General features: G+C 61.4%; 19 protein-coding genes and 1 tRNA gene. 11 read left to right on the top strand and 9 right to left on the bottom strand.

Features of this window, described 5'->3' with window-relative positions:
- Nucleotides 1-55 precede the first annotated feature (55 nt).
- Both KG698_RS08170 and KG698_RS08165 read left to right on the top strand, forming a co-directional pair.
- Nucleotides 56-406 carry a TIGR01244 family sulfur transferase gene (locus tag KG698_RS08170; protein WP_213685081.1) on the top strand — a complete coding sequence of 117 codons (351 nt, stop codon included), beginning with the start codon at nt 56-58 and terminating at the stop codon, nt 404-406.
- Nucleotides 407-473: 67 nt separating this feature from the next.
- Nucleotides 474-2,207, top strand: coding sequence for a SulP family inorganic anion transporter (locus KG698_RS08165; RefSeq protein ID WP_213685080.1), 1,734 nt, complete (start codon nt 474-476; stop codon nt 2,205-2,207).
- A gap of 51 nt (nt 2,208-2,258) precedes the next feature.
- Here KG698_RS08165 and ugpC read toward each other — a convergent pair whose 3' ends face one another.
- The 6 genes from ugpC to KG698_RS08135 form a co-directional block, all read right to left on the bottom strand.
- Nucleotides 2,259-3,320, bottom strand: a complete 1,062-nt coding sequence (gene ugpC / locus KG698_RS08160) for a sn-glycerol-3-phosphate ABC transporter ATP-binding protein UgpC (RefSeq protein WP_213685079.1) — start codon at nt 3,318-3,320, stop codon at nt 2,259-2,261.
- A gap of 2 nt (nt 3,321-3,322) precedes the next feature.
- Nucleotides 3,323-4,171 (bottom strand): sn-glycerol-3-phosphate ABC transporter permease UgpE, encoded by an 849-nt coding sequence (ugpE, locus tag KG698_RS08155; RefSeq protein ID WP_213685078.1) that lies wholly within the window; start codon nt 4,169-4,171, stop codon nt 3,323-3,325.
- 13 nt (nt 4,172-4,184) lie between these two features.
- Nucleotides 4,185-5,072 (bottom strand): sn-glycerol-3-phosphate ABC transporter permease UgpA, encoded by an 888-nt coding sequence (gene ugpA / locus KG698_RS08150; protein WP_213685077.1) that lies wholly within the window; start codon nt 5,070-5,072, stop codon nt 4,185-4,187.
- 66 nt (nt 5,073-5,138) lie between these two features.
- A complete protein-coding gene (gene ugpB, locus KG698_RS08145) occupies nt 5,139-6,461 on the bottom strand; it encodes a sn-glycerol-3-phosphate ABC transporter substrate-binding protein UgpB (RefSeq protein ID WP_213685076.1) in 1,323 nt (440 codons plus the stop codon).
- Between the two features lie 323 nt (nt 6,462-6,784).
- A complete protein-coding gene (gene xth / locus KG698_RS08140) occupies nt 6,785-7,564 on the bottom strand; it encodes an exodeoxyribonuclease III (protein ID WP_213685075.1) in 780 nt (259 codons plus the stop codon).
- Between the two features lie 63 nt (nt 7,565-7,627).
- The gene (locus KG698_RS08135; protein WP_300983297.1) at nt 7,628-7,966 is read right to left on the bottom strand and encodes an iron-sulfur cluster assembly accessory protein; all 339 of its coding nucleotides are present in this window, start codon (nt 7,964-7,966) and stop codon (nt 7,628-7,630) included.
- Nucleotides 7,967-8,052: 86 nt separating this feature from the next.
- Here KG698_RS08135 and KG698_RS08130 point away from each other — a divergent pair, with 86 nt between their 5' ends.
- From KG698_RS08130 to KG698_RS08100, 7 genes are all read left to right on the top strand, one after another.
- Complete coding sequence (locus tag KG698_RS08130) at nt 8,053-9,222, top strand: deoxyguanosinetriphosphate triphosphohydrolase (protein WP_213685320.1); 1,170 nt, start codon at nt 8,053-8,055, stop codon at nt 9,220-9,222.
- 83 nt (nt 9,223-9,305) lie between these two features.
- Complete coding sequence (gene argS / locus KG698_RS08125) at nt 9,306-11,036, top strand: arginine--tRNA ligase (RefSeq protein WP_213685074.1); 1,731 nt, start codon at nt 9,306-9,308, stop codon at nt 11,034-11,036.
- A 90-nt stretch (nt 11,037-11,126) separates the two neighbouring features.
- Nucleotides 11,127-12,083 carry an SPOR domain-containing protein gene (locus KG698_RS08120; protein WP_300983294.1) on the top strand — a complete coding sequence of 319 codons (957 nt, stop codon included), beginning with the start codon at nt 11,127-11,129 and terminating at the stop codon, nt 12,081-12,083.
- A gap of 4 nt (nt 12,084-12,087) precedes the next feature.
- Complete coding sequence (locus KG698_RS08115; protein WP_213685073.1) at nt 12,088-13,101, top strand: glycoside hydrolase family 3 N-terminal domain-containing protein; 1,014 nt, start codon at nt 12,088-12,090, stop codon at nt 13,099-13,101.
- Nucleotides 13,094-13,894 carry a ScpA family protein gene (locus KG698_RS08110; protein ID WP_213685072.1) on the top strand — a complete coding sequence of 267 codons (801 nt, stop codon included), beginning with the start codon at nt 13,094-13,096 and terminating at the stop codon, nt 13,892-13,894. The genes KG698_RS08115 and KG698_RS08110 overlap by 8 nt, the downstream gene beginning before the upstream one ends.
- Nucleotides 13,895-14,593 (top strand): SMC-Scp complex subunit ScpB, encoded by a 699-nt coding sequence (gene scpB / locus KG698_RS08105; protein ID WP_213685070.1) that lies wholly within the window; start codon nt 13,895-13,897, stop codon nt 14,591-14,593.
- A 98-nt stretch (nt 14,594-14,691) separates the two neighbouring features.
- Entirely contained in the window at nt 14,692-14,883 is a 192-nt protein-coding gene (locus KG698_RS08100) for a hypothetical protein (RefSeq protein WP_213685069.1), read from the top strand.
- Nucleotides 14,884-14,957: 74 nt separating this feature from the next.
- Here the strand turns inward: KG698_RS08100 and glnA are convergent, their stop codons facing one another.
- Nucleotides 14,958-16,364 (bottom strand): type I glutamate--ammonia ligase, encoded by a 1,407-nt coding sequence (glnA, locus tag KG698_RS08095; RefSeq protein ID WP_213685068.1) that lies wholly within the window; start codon nt 16,362-16,364, stop codon nt 14,958-14,960.
- Between the two features lie 75 nt (nt 16,365-16,439).
- Nucleotides 16,440-16,778, bottom strand: a complete 339-nt coding sequence (locus KG698_RS08090) for a P-II family nitrogen regulator (RefSeq protein WP_213685067.1) — start codon at nt 16,776-16,778, stop codon at nt 16,440-16,442.
- Nucleotides 16,779-16,925: 147 nt separating this feature from the next.
- On the opposite strand from KG698_RS08090, the gene KG698_RS08085 reads away from it, so the two are divergent.
- Complete coding sequence (locus tag KG698_RS08085; RefSeq protein ID WP_300983288.1) at nt 16,926-18,488, top strand: NAD(P)H-hydrate dehydratase; 1,563 nt, start codon at nt 16,926-16,928, stop codon at nt 18,486-18,488.
- A gap of 10 nt (nt 18,489-18,498) precedes the next feature.
- Here the strand turns inward: KG698_RS08085 and KG698_RS08080 are convergent, their stop codons facing one another.
- Complete coding sequence (locus tag KG698_RS08080) at nt 18,499-18,990, bottom strand: Hint domain-containing protein (protein ID WP_213685066.1); 492 nt, start codon at nt 18,988-18,990, stop codon at nt 18,499-18,501.
- A gap of 239 nt (nt 18,991-19,229) precedes the next feature.
- Between KG698_RS08080 and KG698_RS08075 the strand changes: the two genes are divergently transcribed.
- Nucleotides 19,230-19,314 (top strand) — tRNA-Leu (locus tag KG698_RS08075).
- Nucleotides 19,315-19,361: the final 47 nt, after the last annotated feature.

Raw genomic sequence — 19,361 nt, 5'->3', positions numbered from 1 at the left:
CCATGCCCTCGCCCACCCATCCCTTACGGTTTTCTACTCAAAAGGAGGTGTTGTGATGGATATCCGCACCCTAACGGCTGATCTGTCCGTCACGGGCCAGATCACCCAAGACCAGCTTGCCCAGATCGCTGCCCAAGGCTTTCGCGCGATCATCTGCAACCGCCCTGATGGCGAAGAGCCGGGACAACCCAGCTTTGCCCAGATCGAAGAGGCGGCGCGCGCCGCAGGGATTGCAGCGCGTTACCTGCCGGTGACAGGTGCCGATCTGACCGATGACAAGGCCGCAGGTTTTGCCAGTCTGTTGAACACGCTGCCCGGCCCGGTGCTGGCCTATTGCCGCTCGGGCATGCGCTCATCCACGCTGTGGTCCTTGGCGCAGGCACGCCAGGATCATTCCGCGGCCTAGCCCCACCTCACGCCACCAAACCCCGGCGGCCTGACCCAGACCGCCCCAGATAAAAAGACCACCGGCCATGATCGAGACCTTGCGCAAATATGTTCCCGTCCTTGAATGGGGCCGCCATTACACGCGCGACGCGCTGCAAAATGACATGATGGCCGCCGTGATCGTGACGATCATGCTGATCCCGCAATCGCTGGCCTATGCGATGCTGGCCGGTCTGCCACCCGAGGCGGGGCTTTATGCCTCGATCCTGCCGATCATCCTTTATGCGATTTTCGGCACTTCGCGCGCGCTGGCCGTGGGGCCAGTTGCGGTGGTGTCGCTGATGACGGCGGCGGCGGTGGGGCAGGTGGCCGAACAGGGAACGGCGGGCTATGCCATAGCAGCTTTGACGCTTGCGGTGATGTCGGGCGCGATCTTGCTGGCGATGGGGCTGTTGAAGCTAGGCTTTTTGGCCAACTTCCTGAGCCATCCAGTGATTGCGGGTTTCATCACGGCGGCGGGTATCTTGATCGCGGCAAGCCAACTCAAGCATGTTCTGGGCGTGTCCGGCTCGGGCCACACGCTGCCCGAGATGCTGACGTCGCTCTTTGGCAATTTGGGTGAGGTGAACTGGATCACGCTGATCATTGGGGCCAGCGCGACGGGGGTTTTGTTCTGGGTGCGCAAGGGTCTGAAGCCCCTGCTTCTGCGTCGGGGGCTACGGCCGAAACTTGCCGATATCTTGCAAAAGGCGGGGCCTGTCGGTGTGGTGGTGGTCAGCACGCTGGCGGTCTGGGCCTTGGGCTTGGCAGATCGTGGCGTGTCGATCGTGGGCGATGTGCCGCAATCGCTGCCGCCGCTAACAATGCCCGGTTTCAATTTCGATCTGCTGGTCGCGCTGTTCGTGCCCGCGCTGCTCATTTCGGTGATCGGATTTGTCGAATCCGTCTCTGTCGCGCAAACGCTTGCCGCCAAGAAGCGCCAACGCATTGACCCCAATCAGGAGTTGATCGGGCTGGGGGCCGCCAATATCGGCGCGGGTTTTACCGGCGGCTATCCGGTGACGGGCGGGTTTGCACGGTCCGTGGTGAATTACGACGCGGGTGCCGAAACCCCGGCCGCCGGGGCCTATACGGCGGTGGGGCTGATGATTGCAGCTGTGGCGCTGACGCCCCTGATCTATTTCCTGCCGACCGCGACCCTCGCTGCCACGATCATCGTTGCGGTCTTGTCGCTGGTGGATTTCTCGATCCTGAAAACTGCTTGGGCTTACTCCAAGGCCGATTTTGCCGCGGTCGCCGCCACGATTTTGCTCACCTTGGGCTTTGGGGTGGAGACGGGTGTGTCAGCGGGGGTGATCTTGTCGATCCTGTTGCATCTGTACAAAACCTCCAAACCCCATGTGGCCGAGGTGGGGCTTGTGCCCGGCACCCAGCATTTCCGCAACATCCACCGCCACAAGGTCGAGACTGACCCGGCCATCCTGACCATCCGCATCGATGAAAGCCTGTATTTCCCCAATGCGCGGTTCTTGGAGGATTACGTGCTGGACCGCGTGGGCAAGGATGGGCCGATCCGGCATGTGGTGCTGATGTGTTCGGCGGTCAATGTGATCGATTTCTCAGCGCTCGAGGCGCTTGAGGCGTTGAACCACCGGCTGAAGGATATGGGCATTACCTTGCACATGTCCGAGGTGAAGGGGCCGGTCACGGATCGGTTGAAGAAAAGCCATTTCCTCGATGATCTGAGCGGGCGGGTGTTCCTGTCGCAATATGATGCATGGGTCGCACTGACCACGCCGCCGTCGAAAACGGCGGAGTAGGGGGCGAAAAACATGCGTTTTTCGCGCGGGAAAACTGGTGTTTTCCCGCCTTTACTCGACGACGCTCAGGGCTGGGGCATTGGCCCGCGCCAAGGTGCGCCCTGCGGCATCGAAAAACACCACCGCCTCGCCCTCGGCATCGAGGCAAAGCGTTTGGCCCAGTTTCAGGCGGCTGCCATGCCCATCGCGCAAGATCAGCCGTTCCGGACCTATGGCGCAATGGACCAGCGTTTCAGCCCCCAGCGCCTCGATCAAGATGACTTGGGCCGCGACCCCTTCGCGCGCGATGCGTAGCTGTTCGGGGCGCACGCCCACCGCCTGTGCGCCTTGCGGCGGCACTTTGGCCAAACCCGCGATGGCTTGCCCTGCGGCCGTGTCGAGGTCAAAGACATTCATCGGCGGCGCGCCGATGAATTCGGCCACAAAGCGGCTTGCGGGCTGCTCATAAAGCGCCATCGGCGTGCCGATCTGCTCGATCTTGCCTTGCGACATAATCACGATCCGGTCAGCCAAGCTCATCGCTTCAACCTGATCATGGGTCACAAAGACAAAGGTCGCGCCCAAGCGGCGGTGCAGGTCTTTCAACTCCGCGCGCAGCTGCGTGCGCAGTTTCGCGTCAAGGTTCGACAGCGGCTCGTCGAACAAGAAAACCGCCGGTTCGCGCACGATGGCGCGGCCCATGGCGACGCGCTGGCGCTGCCCGCCTGACAGCGCGCGCGGCTTGCGGTCGAGGTATTCGGTGATTTGCAGGGTGGCCGCCGCCGCCGTGATCCGGCGGTCGATTTCATCGCGCGGCGTGCCACGGTTGCGCAGCCCGTATTCCATGTTCCGGCGCACGCTCATATGCGGATAAAGCGCGTAGTTCTGAAACACCATCGCGATGTCACGCTCAGCCGGTTCGAGCTTGTTCACCACGCGGCCCGCGATCTCGACCTCGCCCGTGGTGATGGTCTCAAGCCCTGCGATCATCCGCAAGATCGTGGATTTGCCACAGCCCGAGGGGCCGACCAGCACGATAAATTCGCCATCCGCGATATCGACCGAGGCACCAGCGACCGCTTGGATGCCGCCGCCATAGCTTTTGCCCAGATTGCGCAGTTTCAGTTCAGCCATGGTTATTTCTCGCTATCCACAAGGCCTTTGACGAAAAGCCGCTGCATGAAGATCACCACCGCCACGGGCGGCAGCATGGCCAGCACCGTCACGGCCATGATGTAGTTCCACAAAGGTTCGCTATCGACGACATCAGCCATGCGCTTGATGCCCGCGACAATGGTGTAATAGCCGCTATCGGTCGTGATCAGCAGCGGCCAGAGATATTGGTTCCAGCCATAGATGAACAAGATCACGAAGAGCGCCGCGATATTGGTCTGCGACAAGGGCAGCAAGATATCGCGAAAGAACTTCATCGGCCCCGCCCCGTCGATGCGCGCGGCCTCCATCATCTCGTCTGGGATGGTCAAGAACACCTGTCGGAACAAAAACGTCGCCGTGGCCGAGGCCATCAGCGGCACGGTCAGCCCCGCATAGCTGTTGAGCATGCCCAGATCGGCGATCACCGCGAATGTCGGCACGATCCGCACCTCGACCGGCAGCATCAGGGTGATGAAGATGATCCAAAAGGCCAGCACCCGGAACGGAAAGCGGAAATAGACGATGGCAAAGGCCGAGATGATCGAGATCACGATTTTGCCCGTGGCGATCAAAAGGGCCATCACCATGGAGTTGAACAGCATCAAGCTGATCGGGACCGACATCTGTGCCGCCACACCCCCGGCTAGAACATCGCCATAGCTTGCCGGTGCATGGGTGCTGGGCAACAGCGGGATGGTGCCGGACATGAAAGCCGCAGGCGTATGGGTCGAGGCGATGACCGCGACATAGACCGGGAACGCCACGGTTGCCACGCCAAGGATCAAGATCACATGCGCGAAAATATCAAGCCAACGTTGGTTCTCGACCATGTCCTGTGCCCCCTTAGTAAGTGACCTTGCGTTCCACATAGCGGAACTGGATGAAGGTCAGCACCATCACGATCATCATCAAGATCACCGATTGCGCCGCTGATGAGCCGAGGTTCAGACCGACGAAACCATCGTCATAAACCTTGTAGACCAAGATATTGGTCGCCTGCGCTGGGCCGCCGCCGGTTGTGGCGTCGATGATGGCGAAGGTGTCAAACAGCGTGAACACGACATTGACCACCAAAAGGAAAAAGGTCGTGGGCGACAAGAGCGGCAAGGTGATTGTCCAAAAGCGCTTGAATGGCCCCGCGCCATCGATGGCGGCGGCCTCGCGCAGGCTGGTGGGGATGGATTGCAGCCCCGCCAAGAAGAACAAGAAATTATAGCTGATCTGCTTCCACACGGCAGCAATGATGACCAAGATCATCGCGTCGCGCCCGTTCAGGTTGTGGTTCCAATCATAGCCCATCGTCTGTTCCAGCACGAAGGGCAGGATGCCGATGGCGGGGTTGAAGATGAACCACCACAAGATGCCCGCCACAGCGGGTGCCACCGCATAGGGCCAGATCAACAGCGTGGTATAGGTGCCGGCGCTGCGCAGCATCCGGTCAACGGCCAGCGCCAGCACAAGCGCGATGCTAAGCGACAAAACGACCGTGGCAATCGAAAACACGACCGTCACCTGCAACGCGTCGAGATATTCGGGATTGTCAAACAGCGCGCGGTAGTTGCGCAGGCCCACGAAGGTCGTCGACAGGCCAAAGGCATCTTCGCGCAAAAAGGATTGGCGCACCGCTTGCCCTGCGGGCCAAAGAAAGAAGATCGCGGTAATGACAAGCTGGGGGGCCAGCAAAAGATAGGGCAGCCCTTTGTTGCCGAAAATCGTCCGTTTGGTCTGCATGCCGCCCCCGTGGCAAGAAAGGCCCGCGCCACCGTGAGGGCGGCGCGGGCCAAGATGTGTTACCGATCAGTTGGCTGCTTCGAATTCGCGGATCAGCGCGTTGCCGCGTGCCACGACCGCATCAAGCGCGCCTTGTGCATCGACGCTCCCTGCCAAAAGGCGCTGGAACTCTTCGTCGATCACACCACGGATCTGCACGTAGTTGCCAAAACGCAGACCCTTGGAGTTGGAGGTCGGCGCGTTCAGCGTCATTTGCATGATCGAGGTGTCGGCGCCGGGGTTGGCGGCATAATAGCCCTGCGCTTCGCTCAGCTCATAGGCGGCCTGCGTGATCGGCAGATAGCCGGTGTCCTGGTGCCACTGGGCCTGAACTTCGGGCGAGGAGAGGAAGTTGAAGAAGGCGGCCACGCCGCGCTGTTCTTCGGCACTGCCGCCAGCGAGAACCCACAAGGTCGCGCCACCGATGATCGAGTTCTGCGGTGCACCTGCAACATCATCGTAATAGGGCAGCATGCCGATGCCGACTTCGAAATCGGGGGTGTTGTTCAGAACGCCGGCGCGCGAGGCAGAGGAGTTCATATACATGCCGCACTTTTGCGAATAGAACATCGGGGGGGCATCAGCACCGCCGCCGGGGCCGCCATACTGGAACACGCCCTCTTGCTGCCAGCGGGCGAGGTTTTCCCAATGACGCACCTGCACCGGGCCGTTGAAGGTCAGCTCGGTCTCAAGACCGCCAAAGCCGTTCTCCAGCGTGCCGATCTGCTGATTGTGCCAAGCCGAGAAATTCTCGAGCTGCACCCAGCTCACCCAACCGGTGGTGAAGCCACATTCAGCCGCACCCGACGCCATGATCTGGCGCGAGAACGCTTCCACATCCGCCCAAGTGCGCGGTGCCTGCTCGGGGTCGAGGCCAGCGGCAGCAAAGACGTTCTTGTTGTAGTACATGATCGGCGTCGATGAGTTAAAGGGCATCGACAACATGTTGCCTTCGGGGTCGGTGTAGTAACCGACGACGGCGGGCAGGAAGGCCGAGGGGTCGAATTCCGCGCCGGCATCAGCCATCAGCTGGTAGACGGGAACGATGGCGCCTTCGGCGGCCATCATGGTGCCGGTGCCAACTTCAAACACCTGCACGATATCGGGCTGCTCGCCTGCGCGGAAGGCCGCGATCGCGCCGGTCATCGTCTCGGTGTAGGAGCCACGATAGCTGGGAACTACGACGAATTCGCTTTGGGCCGCGTTGAAGGCGGTGGCCAGCGCTTCGGTCTTTTCGCCAAGCTCGCCACCCATGGCGTGCCACCAATCGATCTGGGTCTGGGCCTGTGCGGCGCTGACCAAGGCGAGCAAGCTGACGGTGCCTGCTGCTGCAATCTTGCTGAATGTCATCTAAATCTCCTCCGCCCGGTCGCCCGGCGCGTGTATCGGTCAGGAAATGAAAAGCTGGCCCTCGCGACCAGCCCGTGGGTGGCAATTAACCCGCATATGTGACGGTGATGTTACGTGAGCAGGCCCGTTGCGGCGAGGTCAAAAAAATATTGGCGTCATCCGGCGTGATGCAATGCCCGCGCCGCAAGGTCGCGATGATGGGAAGGGGGCGAAATACTCTCGTTTTTCGCAGGGGAAAACACCAGTTTCCCCGAGGCGCGGCGTATGCTGTCGCAGAGCACACCGCCGCGCGACCAAAGCTGATTGCACGGACCGTTGATGGTTCAGGCGTCGAGCTCGATCCAGACGGGCACGTGATCGGAGGGTTTTTCGCCCGCACGCACGGCCTTGTCGATGCCGCAATCAATGAGCAAATCTGCGGCCTGTGGGCTGAGCAGCAGATGATCGATGCGGATGCCGTTGTTCTTTTCCCAAGCACCCGCCTGATAATCCCAAAAGCTGTAAAGCCCGGGCTGGGGCATGCGCGCGCGGATCGCATCGGTAAAGCCAAGGTTGAGCAACCGGCGAAAGGCCGCGCGGCTTTGCGGCAAGGCGAGTGCATCCTCGCGCCAAACCTCGGGGCGGGCGGCGTCGGCGTCTTGTGGGATAACATTGTAATCGCCCGCAAGGACTAAGGGCATCTCTTGCGCCAAAAGGCTGCGCGCATGCGCCTCCATCCGGGCCATCCATGCAAGCTTATAGTCGTATTTCGGCCCCGGCGCCGGGTTGCCATTGGGCAGGTAGAGGCCACAGATGCGCACCGCGCGCGCGCCAATCACGGTCGCTTCGATCCAGCGGGCCTGTTCGTCGCTTGCATCACCCGGCAGGCCGCGGGTCACATCCTCTAGGGGCAAGCGCGACAAGATCGCTACCCCGTTGAAGCCCTTTTGGCCGTGGGTTTCGACGCGGTAGCCCATATCCTCAAAATGTTCTCGGGGAAAACCCTCATCGACGGATTTGATTTCTTGCAAAAGCGCGACGTCAGGCTTGAATTCATCCAGCCATGCGCTGAGCGCTTCAAAGCGCGCCTTGATCCCGTTGATGTTGAAACTCGCGATCTTCATGGCATGCCCCGTCAGTTTCGTCTGTCGCGCCGGGTCTCCCATGCGGGCGCATGGGGTGCAAGCTTACATCGAAAACGATGTGCCACAGCCGCAAGACGAGGTGGCGTTGGGGTTGGCGATGGTGAAGCGCGCACCTATCAACTCTTCGGTGAAGTCGATCACGGCATCGGCCAGAAACGGCAGCGAAACGCTGTCGACCACCACCTTTTGGCCGTCACTTTCCAAAACCAAATCATCGGCTGACGGGTCGTCGAGGCGTATATCATATTGAAAACCCGAGCATCCCCCCCCATCGACCGCGATACGCAGCGCTTTGGCCGCGCCTGTCGTGGCGTTGATTTCAGCCAGCCGCGCGAAAGCGCGTGGCGTGACCTTGGGCGGAAGGGTCAGTGTCAGGGTCATGGGCGAAGTCCTTTGCGGCGCTGTCGCATTTCCGATGCTTAGCATATATGAAACAAGCCAAGGCCTACAAGAAGCGGAATATCCAGATGCGCGCGCCCTATGCCTGCGATCCAAGCCTGACCCGGGGTCGCCGGGTGGTGGAAGATGAAAGCACCTTTCGCTCACCCTTTCAGCGTGACCGCGACCGGATCATCCATGCCTCGGCCTTTCGCCGGCTCAAACACAAGACACAAGTTTTCGTGGAACATGAGGGCGATTATTTCCGCACGCGGCTGACCCATTCGATCGAGGTGGCGCAGGTGGCGCGCACCATCGCACGCGCCTTGGGGCTGGATGAGGATCTGACCGAGGCCGTGGCGCTGGCCCATGATCTGGGCCATCCGCCTTTCGGCCATACGGGCGAGGATGCCTTGCAAGATTTGATGGCGCCTTTCGGCGGCTTTGATCACAATGCGCAAGCGATCCGCATTGTGACCCATCTGGAGCGGCACTACGCCGATTTCGATGGCTTGAACCTGAGTTGGGAAACGCTTGAGGGGATTGCCAAACATAATGGCCCGGTGGGCGCGCCGATCCCTTGGGCGCTGGCTTCGGCCTGCGAACAGGTTGATCTGGAACTCTCTACCCATGCCAGCGCCGAGGCGCAGGTGGCCGCCATTGCCGATGATATCGCTTATAACCATCACGATCTGCATGATGGGCTGAGGGCCGAGCTCTTCTCGAGCGATGAATTGGCGCAGCTGCCCATTCTGGACCGCTGCTTTGCTGCCGTTGATGCGGCCTATCCCGATCTCAACTATTACCGCCGCCGCCACGAGGCGCTGCGCCGCTTCTTCGGTGTCTTGGTCGAGGATGTGATCGGCTATGCGCGGGCGGAACTGGCGGCGCTTGACCCCCATAGCCCCCATGATATCCGCGCCGCCGGTCGCCCGATCATCCGCTTTTCGCAAGGCGTGTTCACGGATCTGAAAGTCATCCGCGCCTTTTTGTTCGAGCGCATGTATCGCGCGCCATCGGTCGTGGTGATGCGCGCCGAGGTCACGGGCGTGGTGCGCGATCTGTTTCCCCATTTCATGGCCCATCCCGACCTGCTGCCCAAGCAGTGGCGCCATGATGTGGCGGCGATCATGGGCGATGAGACAGCGCTTGCGCGGATCGTGTGCGATTATATCGCGGGCATGACCGACCGTTTCGCGCTTTTGACCCATAGCCAGTTCTGCGGTGGCGCGGCCGTGGGGCAGGGCGGTTATGGCTGAGCAAGCGGGCTTTGCGGTCCACGCCTGATTGACCTTGGGCGTTGCCGTGATACTAGGCTGGCACACCACCCGAGGATGTAGAAATGACGATGTTTGCCGATATTCATGCCACGGTTCTCGCCGCGCTGAACGAGATGTGTGCCGAGGGCCGCTTGCCTGCGGGCCTTGATATGCGCGCGGTCGCGGTCGAGCCGCCGCGCGATGCGGCGCATGGCGATATGGCGACCAATGCGGCGATGGTGCTGGCCAAGCCCGCGGGCATGAACCCGCGCGAGATCGCCGTCGCACTCGCCGAGAAGCTGACGAAAGATGCGCGCATCGCCAGCGCCGAGGTGGCGGGGCCGGGTTTTCTGAACCTGCGGCTGACCGCCGCTGCATGGCGTGGCGTCGTGGCGACGATCTTGGCGCAATCGGCAAGCTATGGCCGCTCGGCGCTGGGCCAAGGGCGGCGGATCAATGTCGAGTATGTCTCGGCCAACCCGACGGGGCCGTTGCATGTGGGCCATACCCGCGGCGCGGTCTTTGGCGATGCGCTCGCGCGGCTTTTGGATTTCACCGGCCATGACGTCACGCGCGAATACTACATCAATGATGGCGGCGCGCAGGTCGATGTTTTGGCCCGCTCGGTCTATCTGCGCTATCTTGAGGCACATGGCCAAGAGGTGGCCTTTGCCGATGGCACCTATCCCGGCGATTACCTGATCGAGGTGGGCCAAGCGCTCAAGGACGAAGTTGGCGATGCCTATCTCGGCCAGGATGAAGCGGTCTGGCTGAGCGCGATCCGCGATTTCGCCACTGACCGGATGCTGGTCTTGATCCGCGAGGATCTGGCCACGCTCGGCGTCGAGATGGATGTCTTTTATTCCGAGAAATCGCTTTATGGCACAGGCCGGATCGAAGCAGCCCTTGCCGATTTGCGCGGTAAGGGCTTGATCTATGAAGGCGTGCTCGAGCCGCCCAAAGGCAAAACCCCCGAGGATTGGGAACCGCGCGAGCAGACGCTGTTCAAATCCAGCGAATTTGGTGATGATGTCGACCGCCCGGTGATGAAATCGGACGGATCATGGACCTATTTCGCCCCCGACATCGCCTATCACTACGACAAGATCACCCGTGGCTTTGACGAGTTGATCGATATTTTCGGGGCCGATCACGGCGGCTATGTCAAGCGGATGAAGGCGGCCGTTGCGGCTTTGTCGAACAACCGTGTGCCGCTTGACATCAAGCTGATGCAGCTTGTGCGCCTTAAGCGCGGCGATCAAGAGTTGAAAATGTCCAAGCGCGCGGGCACCTTCGTGACCTTGCGCGATGTGGTCGAGATGGTGGGCCCTGACGTCACGCGTTTTGTGATGCTCACCCGCAAGAACGACGCGCCCTTGGATTTCGACGTCGACAAGGTGCGCGAGCAATCCAAGGACAACCCGGTCTTTTATGTGCAATATGCCCATGCGCGCGTCCAATCGGTACTGCGCAAAGGGGCCGAGCTTGGGATTATGCCGGGCGGCGCTGATGATCTGGCCGCGATCAGCGATCCGGCGGAATTGGCGCTGGTGGCAAAACTCGCCCATTGGCCGCGTCTGGTCGAAAGTGCCGCCGAGGCGCATGAGCCGCACCGCATCGCCTTTTACCTTTATGAGCTGGCCAGCGATTTCCATGCGCTGTGGAACAAGGGCAATGGCGAGCCTGCGCTGCGCTTCTTGCAAGAGGATGATCTTGCCACAAGCCGTGGGAAATTTGCCATGATCCGTGCCGTGGCGATTGTTATTTCCAACGGTCTTGGTATCTTGGGCGTACAACCTGCCGATAAAATGTGAGGCGTTAGACCTCCTGTCGGCGGGACGGTACAGGCAAACCCCGGTGTCGCGAGGCACGCAAACGGGGAACAAGAGCAGGCGTAGCAGGATATGGCAAGCATCGGATCATTCGGTGATGATCGCGATTATGGGGTAACGCGCGAACATGGCGCGGGTATCCCTGTAATGGCGCAATTCGGACAGGTGGTGAATTGGGCCGGGGCGTTTGTATCGCTTGGCTTGGTTGTGGGCATGGCGGTTTGGGCCTTTCAATTGGCCGCGCGTGATGTCTCGGGTGTGCCGGTGATCCGCGCGCTTGAGGGGCCGATGCGCAGCGCGCCCGAAGATCCGGGCGGCATGCAGGCCGACAATCAAGGGCTTGCCGTCAACCGCTTGGCCGAAGGTGCGGAAGCAGCCGATGTGCCCGATACGCTTATTCTCGCCCCGCCACCTGTCGAGCTGACAGCGGTTGCGATGAGTTCCGCATCCCTTGCCAACGCGGCCGAGAATGTGCGCCCAACACCCCAAGATGCATCGCGCCAGACCCAAGCGCTGATTGCCGAGATGATGGCGCGCGCTGATGATGGGGATGTGGCCAGCACGGAAGTAGCCAGCCTGATCACCCCGCCGCTTTCCGCCTTGCCGCAAGTGACGCAAGAACCGATGCAAGCAATTGACGCCACGATCCCCGGTGTTCGCCTGTCGCTGCGCCCGCCGGTGCGGCCGGTGACGATCCTTGCCTCTGCCAGCAGCGCGGCGGCCACCGGGCCACTTGGCGCGGCTGTGGTGCGCGAATTGGATGGCGCGGCATTGGCCCAAGGTACAAGGCTTGTCCAACTGGGCGCATTCGATAGCCCCGAGATCGCGCAGGCCGAGTGGGACCGCCTGTTGACGCGCTTCCCCGATTACTTCGTGGGCCGCGCACGGGTTATTCAATCCGCAAGCTCGGGCGGGGCAACATTTTATCGTCTGCGCGCCCATGGGTTCGAGGATTTGGCCGCATCGCGCCGCTTTTGTGCAGCCTTGGTTGCGCGCAATGCGCCGTGTATCCCTGTGACGGTCAGGTAGGCGCATGTCCGGGCTTTCGGCCACGATCCTTGGTTGCGAAGGCCCGCGCCTTTCCCCGGACGAGGCGCGCTTTTTTGCCGAAGCCCAGCCTTGGGGCTTTATCCTCTTCGCCCGCAATATCGAAGATCCCACGCAGCTTTTGGGGCTGACCTCTGATCTGCGCGCGGCGGTGGGGCGTGATGCGCCGATCTTGATCGATCAAGAGGGTGGGCGCGTCCAGCGCATGCGCGCGCCCTATTGGCGGCAATGGCGACCAGCACTTGAGCAGATGGCGCAAGCAGGCCCCACACGCGCGGCCCGCGCTATGTATCTGCGCGCACGCCTGATCGCGCATGAACTGCGCGCGGTCGGCATTGATGTGAATTGCATGCCGCTGGCCGATGTTGCGCGCGAAACCACCCATCCCGTGCTGTTGAACCGGCTTTACGGCACCGAACCCGATACGGTGATCGGCGCGGGTCGCGCGGTGGCCCAAGGGCTTAGCGCCGGGGGTGTTTTGCCCGTGCTCAAACATCTGCCCGGCTATGGTCTGGGCGAGGTGGATAGCCACCTCAGCCTGCCGCGTGTGAGCGCGTCTTTGGACGAATTGATGCGGGTCGATTTCGCGGCCTTCAAACCCTTGGCCGATCTGCCCTTGGGCATGACCGCCCATATCGTTTATGAGGCGATTGACCCCGATTTGCCCGCCACCTTCTCGGGCGAATTGATTGGCATGATCCGCAGCGAGATCGGCTTTGATGGGGCGCTGATGACCGATGATCTGTCGATGGGCGCGCTGCCCGGTCCCATCGGTGAACGCGCCGCAAGGGCACGCGCGGCGGGCTGCGATCTGATCTTGCATTGCAATGGCGAACGGGCCGAGATGGCCTTGGTTCTGGCCGATGCAGGTGCTTTGACCGGGGCGGCCCTTGCGCGCTGCGACCGCGCGCTTGCCCAACGCAGCCATCCCGCGCCGCTTGACATCGCCGCCGCCGAGGCCGACCTTGCCGATCTTCTGGACGGAGAGGTTTATGGCTGACACACCCGTGCCTGCCAATGAGACGGACAGCCAATGGGATGCGGTCGCCTCGCGCCGTGCGGCCGAGGCGCTGATTGTTGATGTGGACGGGTTCGAGGGGCCGCTTGACTTGCTCTTGAGCCTGTCGCGCACGCAGAAAGTCGATCTGCGCAAGATCTCGATCCTGCAACTGACCGAGCAATATCTGACCTTCATCGACCAAGCGCGTGCGCTCAGGATCGAACTGGCGGCCGACTACCTTGTCATGGCGGCGTGGCTTGCTTTCCTAAAATCGCGCCTATTGTTGCCGCCCGACCCCAGCGAAGAGGGGCCATCAGGCGAGGAAATGGCCGCCTATTTGGCCTTTCAGCTTGAGCGCTTGGCCGCGATGCGCGATTGCGCGGCCAAGCTGATGGCGCGCGACCGCTTGGGCCAAGACCGGTTTGTGCGCGGCGAGGAGCAAGAGGTCGCGACCGCCCGGCGCATCACCTATACGGCTGGGCTCCTCGATCTGATGCAGGCCTATGCCCGCATCCGCACCCGTGACGAGTTCCGCCCCTTTGTCATGGATCGCGATAATGTTTTGACCATGGAACAAGCGCTTGACCGGATGCGCGGGCTGATCGGCTATGCCGGTGATTGGACCGATCTTGCAAGCTACTTGCCAGATGACTGGCGCGGCGATCCCAAGCGCCGCCGCTCGGCGATGGCGGCAAGTTTCGCGGCAGCGCTGGAACTGGGCAAGGCGGGCAAGGTGTTGATCCGGCAATCCGAGACCTTTTCGCCAATCGAATTGCGCCGGAGAGACGATTAGATGACAGACACGCCCAAACCCGCGCGCGAAGAAAGCCTGTTTCGCGCCCCCCCCTTGGCCGAGCAAGAGCGCATGGTCGAGGCGATGCTTTTTGCCGCCGCCCGCCCGCTGAGCCTATCGGAGATGGAAGCGCGCATGCCCCATGGCTGTGATGCCGCCGAGGCGGTGCAGCTATTGCGCAAGCGCTACGAGGGGCGGGGGGTTACGCTTGCGCGTGTTGGTGATGCTTGGGCGATCCGCACGGCGGCTGATCTGGGCTACTTGATGTCACGCGAAACGGTCGAGACGCGCAAATTGAGCCGTGCGGCGATCGAGACGCTGGCAATCATCGCCTATCACCAGCCCGTCACCCGCGCCGAGATCGAAGAAATTCGCGGCGTCTCTGCCTCCAAGGGGACGGTCGATCAATTGATCGAGTTGGAATGGGTCCGCTTTGGCCGCCGCCGCATGACGCCGGGCCGCCCCGTCACCTATGTCGTAACGCAAGGGTTCCTTGATCATTTCGGGCTGGAATCGGCGCGCGATCTGCCGGGGCTTAAGGAATTGCGCGAAGCGGGGCTTTTGGAAAGCCGCCCACCCGAGGGGGCCGAGGGCGAGATCGCGCGCGATGGCGATACCGGCGACATGTTCGAAGATGACGCGGAAATGGCCATGCGCGACGATCATGACGATGATCTGATCGATGACGCGGGTCAGTAACGCGTGACCTGACTTTGCCGCATTTTTGCGGTATCATCGTGGAATGTAAGCGTGAGCGATCCAATTCGGGTCTGCATGTGAGTAACGAGGTCAGTCGTATGGAACGTGTCATCAACATGGTGATCAGGCAGGTTATCCGCCAAGTGGTCAATCGTGGCATGAATGCCGGGATCGATAAGCTGACGCAGGGCCGGGCGGATGCGACCCCAGAACAACAAGCAAGGGCGCGCGAAAGCGGCAACCGCACCAAACAAGCGATGCGCCTGATCCGCCGTTTTGCGCGGTTTTAACGCTCGTCAGATTGACTGCTTCAGAAAGCAAAACGGGCGCCCAAGGGCGCCCGTTTGTTTGATGCGACTGCTGATTAGCAGCTGTAATACATCTTGTATTCGATCGGGTGGGGTGTGTGCTCGAAGGCGTAAACCTCCTGCCACTTGAGCGCGATATAGGCCTCGATCTGGTCCTTGTCGAAGACGCCGCCCTTGAGCAGGAAGTCGTGATTGGCTTCCAACTCTTCCAGCGCTTCGCGCAAGCTGGCGCAAACGGTGGGGATCGATGCCAGCTCTTCGGGGGGCAGATCATACAGATCCTTGTCCGAAGGGTCGCCGGGGTGGATCTTGTTCAAGATACCGTCAAGGCCAGCCATCAGCAGAGCCGAGAAAGCGAGGTAGGGGTTCGCCGACGGATCGGGGAAACGGGCCTCGACACGCTTTGCCTTGGGGCTTTCTGTCCACGGAATACGCACGCAGCCCGAGCGGTTGCGTGCCGAGTAGGCGCGCAGCACGGGTGCCTCAAAACCGGGGATCAGGCGCTTGTAGCTGTTGGTCGCCGGGTTGGTGAAGGCGTTGAGCGCCTTGGCATGCTTGAGGATACCGCCGATGAAATACAGCGCCTCGTTCGACAGGTCGGCATATTTGTCGCCTGCGAAAAGCGGCTTGCCGTCTTTCCAGATCGACATGTTCACATGCATGCCGGTGCCATTGTCGCCGGCCATGGGCTTGGGCATAAAGGTTGCCGACTTGCCATAGGCATGTGCCACGTTGTGGATGACATACTTGTACTTCTGGATATCATCGGCCTGCTTGGTGAGCGTGCCGAAAATCAGGCCAAGCTCGTGCTGGTTCGAAGCAACCTCATGGTGATGCTTATCGACCTTCATGCCGATGCGCTTCATCGTCGAGAGCATTTCCGAACGCAGATCTTGCGCCGGGTCAATCGGGTTGACCGGGAAATAGCCGCCCTTGATGCCGGGGCGGTGGCCGGTGTTGCCCATCTCGTATTCGGTGTCGCTGTTCCATGCGCCGTCAACGGCGTCGACCTCGAAGGAGACCTTGTTCATCGACACGGCGTAGCGGACATCGTCAAAGACGAAGAATTCAGCTTCGGGGCCGAAATAGGCGGTGTCACCCACGCCCGATGCTTTCAGATACGCTTCGGCCTTGAGCGCGATGCCGCGCGGGTCGCGATTATAGGCCTCGCCTGTGTCGGGCTCGACCACGTTGCAATGCACGCAAATGGTCTTTTCGGCGTAGAAGGGATCGACATAGGCGCTGTCGGTGTCGAGCATCAGCTTCATGTCAGAGGCTTCAATGCCCTTCCAACCCGCGATGGAGGAGCCGTCGAACATGAAGCCTTCTTCAATGAAGTCCTCATCGACGAGGTCGGACATGACCGTCACATGCTGCAGCTTGCCGCGCGGATCGGTGAAGCGGATGTCGACATATTCCGCCCCTTCTTCCTGGATCATCTTCAAAAGGTTGTCTTTGCTCATCGTGACCTTCCCCTGACGTATTGGTCGTGTATTTGCTGGGCCGCTCAGTGCATTGCCTGCCTGAGGGCCAGCGGCTTAAATTGCGTCGTCGCCGGTTTCGCCGGTACGAATACGGATCGCCTGCGAGATATCGGAGACGAAAATCTTGCCATCGCCGATCTTGTCGGTCTTGGCGGCGCTGATGATTGCCTCGATCGCGGCATCGACCATGTCATCGGTCAAGACAACCTCGATCTTCACCTTGGGCAGGAAATCAACAACATATTCGGCACCGCGGTAAAGTTCGGTATGGCCTTTCTGGCGGCCAAAACCCTTTACTTCGGTCACGCTGAGGCCCTGAATGCCGATCTCTTGCAGCGCTTCCTTCACCTCGTCGAGTTTGAAGGGTTTGATGATCGCTTCGATCTTTTTCATGCGGCTCAAGCCTCCTCATATGTGCGGCACCCTGACACCATTTTGCGCGGGGGGAATCCATGCGCTACGATCGAGAAGCGACGACTTGCCGAGGATTCTGTCGTATGATGATTAAAATTTAGGCGTTTTGCACAAAATGCGAGCGAAATGAAAACACCAATGCGCACCACGCTTGTCACTGCCGCCCAGATGCGGGCCATCGAACAGACCGCAATGGCGACTGGCCGTATCACAGGCGCTGATTTGATGGAGCGCGCAGGGCGGGGCGTGGTTGATGCGATCGTCTCCCATTGGCCCCAATTGGCGCAGGTGCCGGGCCGGGCCATCGTGCTGTGCGGCCCGGGCAATAATGGCGGCGATGGATTCGTGATTGCCCGGCTGTTGCATGGCTGGGGCTGGACGGTCGCGGCGCATTTTTATGGCGATCCCGCGCGCCTGCCGCATGAAGCGGCCACACACTATGCGCGCTGGGCAAGCATGGGCGCGATCCACCCCTTGCCGGTCGGCGCAGCGCCCGATGCGCATGGCGGGGTGATCGTGGATGCGCTTTTCGGCACGGGGCTGACACGGGCCTTGGTGCCCGATCTCGCGCAAGCGATCTTGTCGCTTGATGCGGCTGCATTTGCCAATTGGCACAGGGTTGCGGTCGATCTGCCATCAGGGCTTTGCGCTGACACAGGCCGCGTCTTGGTCGATGCGCACGGGCAGGGGGTGGCCTTTCGTGCTGATCTGACGGTGAGTTTTCATGCCCAAAAGCCGGGTCATATCCTTGATCGCGGGCCTGATTATTGCGGCGATGTCGTGGTGTGCGATATCGGCTTGGGCCGCGCAGAGGCGCGCGCGCAGGGGGAACTCGCGCTGGTCGATGCGCCCATGGCGCGTGATATCGCCAAGACAGCTGGGCATAAATTTGATCATGGCCATGCGCTGGTGCTGTCGGGTGGTCTGGGGCGTTCGGGTGCCGCACGGCTGGCCGCGCGGGGGGCATTGCGCATTGGCGCGGGGCTGGTGACGGTGGCGGCCCCGGCGGCGGCGATGGCGGAATGTGCCGCGCAGTTGACCGCGATCATGCTTCGCCCGCTTGATACGGCGGCAGAGTTTGGCGTGATGTTGGATGACCATCGGATCAATGCGCTTTGCCTTGGGCCGGGCCTTGGGCTGGCGCGCGCGCGCGATCTGGTGGCTGTTGCGCTGGCGGCCGGGCGCGGCGTGGTGCTGGATGCCGATGCGCTCAGCGCTTATGCAGGCGCGCCTGACGCGCTTTTTGCGATGCTGCATCCGGGCGCGGTATTGACGCCCCATGATGGTGAGTTTGCGCGCCTCTTTCCCGATTTGGCCGCGGCGCTTGGCGCGCCTGCCTTGCGGGGCCCGGCCTTTTCACGGATTTGCGCCGTGCGGACTGCCGCCAAGCGGGCGGGGTGTGTCGTCTTGCTCAAGGGGCGCGATACGGTCATCGCCGACCAGGCGGGCAATTGCGCGGTTCATGCCGCATTGGGGCCGCGCGCGGCCCCTTGGCTTGCCACGGCCGGTTCGGGCGATGTGCTGGCCGGGCTGATCACTGGCCTATTGGCGCGCGGCCTGCCACCGATGGCAGCTGCAAAAGCCGCTGCTTGGCTGCATGTCGAGGCCGCGCTGACCTTTGGCCCCGGGCTGATCGCCGAAGACCTGCCCGAGGTGTTGCCAGCGGTTTTACGCCGCTTAGGTGCCTAAAGCGTCGTTCTCAGGCCGCAACCATCAGCCCATCGGCCGAGGCCAGCTCCAGCCCATCGGCTTGGAACATCTCGGGCCTGCCAAAGTGCAAGGCGAACGCGGTCATCGCCTCGGTCAGCGTCTCGATGCGGATATATTCGCCATCGGCAAGCTGGCCCACGGGCACGCAGGCCTGTTTTTGGCCATAAAGCGCCTGTGCGCGCCAATCGCGGATCAAGATCCGCTGCGTGGCTGGCAACCAAAGATCGCGCTCGGGGCGGCCACCAAGGGCGTTTTTTGTCAAGCGCACGATCGCTGTCCCGACGGGCAGGACGATCTTGTCGATGGCCGTCAGGGCGCGCGCGCCGTGGCGGGTGATCAGCCGATCACCAACATAAAGATGCTCGACCGGCAAAGCGCCATCGAGGCTAAGAACGGCAGTACCCGGTGCAATCGCCATGAGGCTTGCCTGCCCCATAACGCTCACCAAATGCCCCGCCGCGATCGGGGTCAATTCGGTCATGTTGAAACCTGCTCGGTCATGGGCGTCTTTTGCGCCCTGTTTGTTATGTGCAAAGCCTATCCCGACATGCGCCGCCGAGGCGAGGGAAAATGACCGCCACATGAACGAACAGGACAAAGTGTTGCGCGAAAACAGAATGTATTTCCGGGGATATTCTGCGCCATGCGTTGAAATCGCGTTAAGTGCGGGTGTTTTCACCCTCGCGCACGGCGTTGAGCTCTGCTAAAGGCGCTGCCGATGCGGGTGTGGCGAAATTGGCAGACGCACCAGATTTAGGTTCTGGCGCCGCAAGGCGTGGGGGTTCAAGTCCCTCCACCCGCACCATCGAAACACTTTGGGATCAACGGGTTTCGACCGGATCGTGTCGCGAT

This window comes from Roseicyclus sp. (assembly GCF_018402035.1).
Lineage (GTDB): Bacteria > Pseudomonadota > Alphaproteobacteria > Rhodobacterales > Rhodobacteraceae > Roseicyclus.
This window is presented reverse-complemented; position numbering and strand designations above follow the sequence as displayed.